The organism is Flavobacterium selenitireducens (assembly GCF_014748335.1).
Lineage (GTDB): Bacteria > Bacteroidota > Bacteroidia > Flavobacteriales > Flavobacteriaceae > Flavobacterium > Flavobacterium selenitireducens.
On record NZ_JAAVIY010000028.1, the window covers coordinates 1 to 2,304 of the forward strand.

The window sequence follows — 2,304 nt, forward strand, 5'->3', positions numbered from 1 at the left end:
TCGGAGAAATGCTGTAAGAGGTCACGCTTCCGGTAATGTTCGGAACGAGGTCGACAATTGCATTTCCAACCGTGAAGACGTTCGGAGTCGTGTAGCTCAACGCCGTCGGAGCCGAGTCATTTACGGTAATCGTCAGATCAAATGTTATGCTGCCGCCGGTGTTCGTTGCGGTTACCGTGTAAGTCGCAGCTGCACTTTCGTTTGTAGGAGTTCCCGAAATGACGCCCGTTGTCGTATTGAACGAAAGTCCGGCAGGCAACGTCGGTGAAATACTATACGAAACCACGTTTCCTGTAACGATCGGACTCAATGGCACGATCGATGTTCCGACAGTGAACAGGTTCGGCGTCGGATAACTCAAGGCAACAGGAGCCGCGTCATTAACGGTAATGACCAAACCGAACGTTGTGCTTCCGCCGGAATTCGTGGCAGTGATGGTATACGTCGCCTGAGCCGTAACCGAAGTTGGCGTTCCAACAATAATTCCTGTCGTCGTGTTGAAGCTCAATCCAGCAGGCAAACTTGGAGAAATGGCGTAAGACGTCACGTTTCCGGTAACCGTCGGCGTCAATGCGGTAATGGACGATCCGACCGTAAATACGTTAGGATTCGTATAAGACAACGTCGCAGGAGCCTGATCGTTTACCGTGATCACGACGCCAAACGATGAACTTCCGCTGGCGTTCGCGGCTGTAATCGTGTAAGTAGCCGTCGTGGTCGCTGTTGTCGGCGTTCCTGAAATGATCCCGAATGTCGGGTCAAGGGAAAGACCGGCAGGAAGCGCAGGCGAAACGGTAAAAGTATCGACCGATCCGACAATGGCCGGGAATAAAGATGTGATTGCGGTCCCGACAGTGAAAATATTGGGAGACGTATAACTCAATGATCCCGGAGCCGGCATGTTTACCGTAATTACGACACCAAAAGTTGCGTTTCCGCTGACGTTCTGGGCCGTAACGGTGTACGTCGCTGTCGCGGAAGCCGTCGTCGGTATCCCGGAAATTACGCCAGAGGTCGTGTTAAAAGACAATCCCGCAGGCAAAGCCGGAGAGATGCTGAACGATGTCACGCTTCCGGTAACCGTCGGGTTCAATACCACAATGGCCGTCCCCACCGTAAATATGTTTGGCGTATTGTAAGTCAAATCAGATGGAGCCGCCTCGTTGACTGTAATTACGACGTCAAAAGTTGTGTTTCCGCCGGAATTCGAAGCGGTAACGGTATAAGTAGTCTGGGCTGAAGCCGACGTCGGAGTTCCGGAAATGATTCCCGTTCCGGTATCAAACGACAGTCCCGCAGGCAAAGACGGGGAAATGGCATATGTCGTAACGTCTCCGGTAACCGTCGGTGTCAACGAAGTTATCGCAGTTCCCACGGTAAAGACGTTCGGCGTATTATAACTCAACGCTGACGGAGCCTCATCATTTACCGTAATTACGATACCAAACGTCGTGCTGCCGCCGGAATTTGTAGCGGTAACAGTATAGGTAGCCGTTGCGGTAATAGCGGTCGGAGTTCCGGATATCACACCGGTCGCGGTATTAAAACTCAATCCGGAAGGAAGAGCCGGAGAAATGCTGTAGGAAACCACATTTCCTGTAACCGTCGGCGATAGGTTCGTGATGGACGTTCCAACCGTGAACACGTTAGGTGTGGTATACGTCAAACTCGTCGGAGCCACGTCGTTCACGGTAATGACCACTCCAAACGACACGGTTCCGCTGAGGTTGAACGCAGAAACAGTATATGTCGCCGTAGCGGTAACCACGGTTGGCGTTCCGGAAATAAATCCGAAAATCGGATCCAACGTCAAGCCTGCCGGCAATGCTGGGGAAACCGAAAATCCGATTACGAAGCCGTTTATTCCCGCAAACATTGGCGAAATCGTCGTACCAACCGTGAATATGTTCGGGCTCGGATAACTCAATGATCCCGGAGCCGGCATATTAACTGTGATCACGACGCCAAATGTCGTGCTTCCGCCGGCATTGATCGCCGTAACGGTATAGGTGGCCTGAGTAGTGGCAGTCGTAGGCGTTCCTGAGATAACTCCTGTTGTCGTATTGAATGACAATCCCACAGGCAAAGCCGGAGAAATGCTATAAGAGGTGACGCTTCCGGTAACCGTTGGAGTCAAAGCAGTAATCGCGGTTCCTACAATAAACGTATTCGGAGTGTTATAGCTCAAGGCTGCAGGTGCTGCAGGATTGACTGCGATCTCGATATCGAAAGTTGCGTTTCCGCCTGCATTCGTAGCCGTAACCGTGTAAGTTGCATTCGCAGAAACAACCGTCGGCGTTCCCG

The 2,304-nt window shown here is 51.8% G+C and carries 1 protein-coding gene; it reads right to left on the minus strand.

The annotated features are described in order from the left end of the window. Nucleotides 1–2,304 (minus strand): beta strand repeat-containing protein (locus HC229_RS16475; RefSeq protein ID WP_191021599.1); only part of this gene is annotated, 2,304 nt, incomplete at both ends.